Source organism: Curtobacterium sp. B18 (assembly GCF_000333375.1).
In the GTDB taxonomy this organism is placed as follows: domain Bacteria; phylum Actinomycetota; class Actinomycetes; order Actinomycetales; family Microbacteriaceae; genus Curtobacterium.
On record NZ_BACZ01000615.1, the window covers coordinates 1 to 5,197 of the forward strand.

General features: G+C 70.7%; 6 protein-coding genes and 1 pseudogene. All 7 read right to left on the bottom strand.

Going from position 1 to position 5,197, the window contains the following annotated elements; translation table 11 throughout:
- Positions 1–1,618, bottom strand: a 1,618-nt coding sequence (locus I5E_RS16605; protein ID WP_022907975.1) for a flagellar biosynthesis protein FlhA, incomplete at its 3' end; no start/stop codon positions are given.
- Positions 1,615–2,178 carry an EscU/YscU/HrcU family type III secretion system export apparatus switch protein gene (locus I5E_RS26775; protein ID WP_441294339.1) on the bottom strand — a complete coding sequence of 188 codons (564 nt, stop codon included), beginning with the start codon at positions 2,176–2,178 and terminating at the stop codon, positions 1,615–1,617. The genes I5E_RS16605 and I5E_RS26775, both read right to left, overlap by 4 nt.
- Before the next feature lie 91 nt (positions 2,179–2,269).
- Positions 2,270–2,776: pseudogene (locus I5E_RS26780) on the bottom strand (EscU/YscU/HrcU family type III secretion system export apparatus switch protein); the annotation flags it as partial.
- A gap of 49 nt (positions 2,777–2,825) precedes the next feature.
- Positions 2,826–3,584, bottom strand: a complete 759-nt coding sequence (locus tag I5E_RS16615) for a flagellar biosynthetic protein FliR (RefSeq protein ID WP_022907976.1) — start codon at positions 3,582–3,584, stop codon at positions 2,826–2,828.
- Positions 3,584–3,859: a flagellar biosynthesis protein FliQ gene (gene fliQ, locus I5E_RS16620; protein WP_022907977.1), complete on the bottom strand. Its 276-nt coding sequence runs from the start codon at positions 3,857–3,859 to the stop codon at positions 3,584–3,586. The genes I5E_RS16615 and fliQ overlap by 1 nt, the downstream gene beginning before the upstream one ends.
- Positions 3,859–4,680, bottom strand: coding sequence for a flagellar type III secretion system pore protein FliP (gene fliP / locus I5E_RS16625; RefSeq protein WP_022907978.1), 822 nt, complete (start codon positions 4,678–4,680; stop codon positions 3,859–3,861). Before fliP ends, fliQ begins: the two co-directional genes overlap by 1 nt.
- Positions 4,677–5,197, bottom strand: a 521-nt coding sequence (locus I5E_RS22025; protein WP_022907979.1) for a FliO/MopB family protein, incomplete at its 5' end; no start/stop codon positions are given. The genes fliP and I5E_RS22025, both read right to left, overlap by 4 nt.

The window sequence follows — 5,197 nt, forward strand, 5'->3', positions numbered from 1 at the left end:
AGATCCGGCCGAGGTCGTTGATCGGGACCCGCTCGACGAGGAGTCCCTGCAGCACCCGCTGGAGCTCGGCGAGCGAGAGCATCCCCGGGACGAGCTCCTCGACGGCCGCGGGGTTGACCTGCTTGACCCCCTCGGTGAGGACCTTGACGTCCTCGCGGGTGAGGAGCCTGGCGGCGTTGTCGCCGATGATCGCCTGCAGGTGGGTGACGAGCACGGAGACGCGGTCGATCACGGTCGCGCCGGTCATCTCGGCGGCGTGCCGGAGCTCGGCCGGCACCCACTTGCCGGCGAGCCCGAAGACCGGTTCGACGGTGGTCTCACCGGGGAGTCCCTCGAGGTGGTCTCCCAGGGCGAGCACGCTGCGCGACGGAGCGGTCCCCCGGCCGGCCTCGACACCCGCGATCCGGATGGCGTACGTCGACGGCGGGAGCTCGATGCTGTCGCGGGTGCGGACCGGCGGCACGACGATCCCCATGTCGATCGCGATCTTCCGGCGGAGCGCCCGCACCCGGCCGAGCAGGTCGTCTGAGGCGCCGGAGACCATGTCGACCAGGTCGGGGGCGAGCAGGATCTCGAGGGCGTGCACGCGCATCTGCTCGATGAGGTCCTCGGGGGTGTCGGCGTTCGGGGCGGCGGACGCGGCGGCCTCCTGCTGGGCGAGTGCCACCGCCTCGCGCTTCGCGGTCTGCCCGAGGCGCCACGCGACGACGAGCAGGGTCGCACCGATGACGAGGAACGGGACGATCGGCATGCCCGGGATGAACCCCATCGCGATCGCGGCGACGCCCGCGATCGCGAGGGCGTTCCGCGACTGCGTGAGCTGCGTCGTCGCGGACGCGCCGATCTCGGTCTCCGCACCGGAGCGGGTGACGATCATGCCCGTCGACACCGCCATGAGCAGCGCGGGGATCTGCGTGACGAGCCCGTCGCCGATGGTCAGGATGCCGTACTTCGACAGGGCGTCGGTGATCGACAGCCCGTTCTGCACCATGCCGATCGCGATGCCGCCGACGAGGTTGATGACGATGATCAGGATGCCGGCGATCGCGTCACCCTTGACGAACTTCGACGCACCGTCCATCGCGCCGTAGAAGTCGGCCTCGGCGGAGACCGCGGCACGGCGCTCCTTGGCCTGGGCGTCGGTGATGAGCCCGGCGTTGAGGTCCGCGTCGATCGCCATCTGCTTGCCGGGCATCGCGTCGAGGGTGAACCGCGCCCCGACCTCGGCGACGCGTTCGGCACCCTTCGTCACGACGACGAACTGGATGACGACGAGGATCAGGAAGATCACCGCGCCGATGATGATCGACCCCGAGACGGCGACGTGGCCGAACGCCTGGATGACGTCGCCGGCGAACCCCTCGCCGAGCACGAGGCGGGTCGACGCGACGTTGAGGCCGAGCCGGAACAGCGTCGCGACGAGCAGCAGCGACGGGAACACCGAGAAGTCGAGCGGCTTCTTCACGAACAGCGTCGTGAGCAGGATCACCAGCGCCAGCAGGATGTTGCAGATGATGAGGAAGTCGAGCAGGAACGACGGCACCGGCAGGATCAGCAGCAGGATGATGCCGACGATGAAGACCGGGACGGCGAGCTTCGGCAGGTCCGTGCGGTTCATGCGGGGACTCCCTCGGTGGCGGTGGCGGACGGGACGGGATCGGGTCGTGGCGTGCGGAGCTTCCGGGGCCGGAGGTCGCCGCCGATGGTGGCCGGGTCGATGACCGTCGCGACCTCGTCCGGGGTGGTCGGCCGGGGTGGGGCGTGGGTGCCGGCCGCCGCTCCCCTGGCCTTCAAGGCCATGACGAACGACAGGACGCGGGCGACCGGCGTGTAGAGGTCGACCGGCACCTCCTGCCCGAGCTCGCACGCGGCGTGCAGCGCCCGGGTGAGCGGCACGTCCTGCACGATCGGCACCCGGGCCTCGAGCGCCTTGTCGCGGATCATCGCGGCGACCGGTCCGGCGCCCTTCGCGACGACGCGTGGCGCGGACCTGCCCGGCTCGTACGACAGGGCGACGGCGTAGTGCGTCGGGTTGGTCATGACGACGTCCGCCGTGCCGATCGCCTGCACCATCCGGTTCCGGCTCATCGCGAGCTGGCGTGACCGACGCTGCGACTTCACGAGCGGGTCGCCCTCGGCGTGCTTGTTCTCGTCCTTGACCTCGCGCTTGGTCATCATCGTGCGCTTGCGGTTGCGGCGGATCACGACGAAAGACGTCGAGCGCGGCGAGGACCAGCCCGGCGACGATCGCGGCACGCAGCAGCGTGCCCGTGCCGGCGGCTGCGGCGTCCAGCACCGCGGACAGCGGGAGCGATCCGCTCGTCATGAGGACCGGGACGAGCGCCTGCACGGCCGTCCAGAGGACGAGGCCGACGACGGCCGTCTTGAGGAGCGCCTTGCACCCGTTCCAGAGAGCCTGGGTGCCGAACACCCGCTTCAGGCCCTGGATCGGGTCGAAGTGCTCGGGCTGCGGCGTCAGCTTCCGGATGTGCACGCCGCCCTGCGCGACGGCCGCGGCGAGCACGGCGACGGCGACGACGGCGAGCATCGGCCCGAGGGTTCCGCCGAGCGAGGCGAGGGCCTCGTGGAAGACGGCGTTCATCGTGCCGATGGTGGGGTCGGCGATGACGCGCTGCACGGACCGGAGCTGCGACGAGCCCGCGGCGGCGGCGTTGCCGATCGCGGACGGCATCATGAGCGCCGCGACGGCGATGCCGATCCACGCGCCGAGGTCCTGCGAGCGACCGATCTGGCCCTTCTGGTGGACCTCGCGCATGCGCTTCTGGGTGGCCTGTTCGGACCGTTCCCCGCTGTCGGACACGTCGTCACCCCCGTCCGGTGATCGCGGCGACCGCGTCGCCGGTGAGCGACGACACGACGGACGGCAGGGCCATGAAGAGCGCCCCGGCGAAGACGACGGTCAGGCCGATCTTGATCGGGAAGCCCATCTGGAAGGCGTTGAGCGCCGGGGCCACACGGGTGAGCAGCCCGAGCCCGACGTCGGCGAGGAACAGCACGACCACGAGCGGGCCGGCGATCTGCAGCGACGACAGGAACATCTGGGTCAGGGCGGTGACGAGCACGGACGCCAGGCCACCGAGGTCGAACGTGCCGGTCAGCGGCACCGCGTCGAAGGACCGCACGAGCCCGGCGACGATGAGCTGGTACCCGCCGGAGGCGAACAGGAGCGCCAGCGCCGCCATCTGGAACAGCCGCGTGAACTGTGCGCCGTTCACCTGCGACTGCGGGTCGTACGCCTGCGCGAGCGTGAACCCGCCGAACAGGTCGACGAGCGCGCCGGCCGACTGCACCGCGGCGAACACGAGGAACACCAGGAAGCCGAGGGCCAGCCCGACGAGCAGCTGGGTGAGGAGCGCGAGCAGGAACGGCCCGGTCGCGAGCGACTCGTAGCCGACCGCGACCCGCGGGGCGACGCCGATCGCCAGCCCGATGCCGAGGATCACCTTCACCGTCGCCGGGAACGCACGGTACGAGAACGGCGGGGCGATCACGAAGAAGGCGACGAGGCGCACGCCGGCGAGCATGGTCGCCTCGAGGCGGTCGGCATCGATCGACAGCTCCATCAGCCGGACCCCAGGAGCTTGGGGATCATGTCGAAGGCGGCGTGGGTGAACCCGACCATCTCCGAGATCATCCAGTTGCCGCAGACGACCAGCGCGATCGCGACGGCGACGGCCTTCGGCACGAAGGAGAGCGTGACCTCCTGGATCTGCGTGACCGACTGGAACAGGGAGATCGCGAAGCCCACGACGAGCGAGGTCACGAGCACGGGCGCGGCGAGCTTCGCCGACACCAGGAGCGCCTGCAGCGTGAGGTCGATGACGGCCTGCTGGTCCATCAGTGCACCACCTGGTAGCTCTCGATGAGGGACTTGATGATGAGCCCCCACCCGTCGACGAGGACGAACAGCAGGATCTTGAACGGGAGCGAGATCATGACCGGCGGGAGCATCATCATGCCCATCGACATGAGCGCCGCCGAGACGACGAGGTCGATCACCAGGAACGGGATGAAGATGACGAACCCGATGATGAAGGCGCTGCGGAGCTCGGAGATCACGAACGCGGGGATCACCGTCGTCATCGGGACGTCGGCCATCGACTTCGGGTTGTCCTGCCCGGCGGCACGGGTGATGAGCGCCACGTCCTCCTCGCGCGTCTGGTGCAGCATGAAGGTCCGGAGCGGCTTCGTCCCGATCTCGACGGCCTGGGCGAAGTCGAGGTGCCCGGCGAGGTAGGGCTGCAGGGCGTCGTCGTTGATGTGGCCGAGCACGGGCGCCATGACGAACAGCGACAGGAACAGCGCGAGGCCGGCGAGCACCTGGTTCGGCGGGATGGACTGCAGCGCCAGGGCGTTCCGGGTCATCGCGAGCACGACGAAGATCTTCGTGAACGACGTCATCATGAGCATCAGGGCGGGCGCGACGCTCAGCAGCGTGATCCCGATCAGCGTGACGACGGCGGACGACGGGGTGCCGTCCGGTCCGTTCACGCTGACGCTGAAGTCACCGGTCGCGGGCGCCGTGGGCGTGGCGGGAGCGGTCGGCTGGACGACGCCGGCCGCGTGGGCACCGGTGGCGGTGAGCATGAGGAAGCCGGCCACGACCGTCACCCCCAGCAGCAGGAGGGCGATCAGACGTCCGGTCCGCGCCGCGGTCACCCGGCCCGCCGGTTCCGGAGCGCCGAGGCGGCCTGCCGCCAGGTGTCGGCGGACAGGATCGACCCCTGCAGCTGCTGGGCGGTCGGCAGTGCGGCACGCTGCGCGCGACGGTTGCGGGGGCGCATGGGCAGCGGCTGCGCCGCGTCGGACGGGAGGGACGGGGCGGCTGCCGTCTGCTGCGCGAGTTCCTGACCGAACCGCTCGGCCGACGGGGTCGGACGCACGGGCAGCGTCACGGGTCCGGTCACGATGGTGAGTTCCGGCGCGGGCGCCTGCCCGCTGGTGAGCAGTGCGACACCGTGCTCGGAGACACCGAGCACGAGGCGCTCGCCCTCGACGTCGACCACGACGACGCTCGCCTTGCCGCCGATGCCCTGACGCCCGACGACCTCGACCGAGGCCGAGCGGCGCCCGCGGGTGGCTGAACCGGAGAGCTTCTTGCGGCTGACCCGGTGCAGCACCCACATGAGCGCCAGCACGACGCCGAGCGAGAGCGCGACGCGGAGGACGAGACGGC

Excerpts from the sequence above, each read along its gene's own strand:
- I5E_RS26775 (WP_441294339.1), bottom strand. The coding sequence starts at position 2,178 with ATGATGACCAAGCGCGAGGTCAAGGACGAGAACAAGCACGCCGAGGGC.
- I5E_RS16615 (WP_022907976.1), bottom strand. The coding sequence starts at position 3,584 with ATGGAGCTGTCGATCGATGCCGACCGCCTCGAGGCGACCATGCTCGCC.
- fliQ (WP_022907977.1), bottom strand. The coding sequence starts at position 3,859 with ATGGACCAGCAGGCCGTCATCGACCTCACGCTGCAGGCGCTCCTGGTG.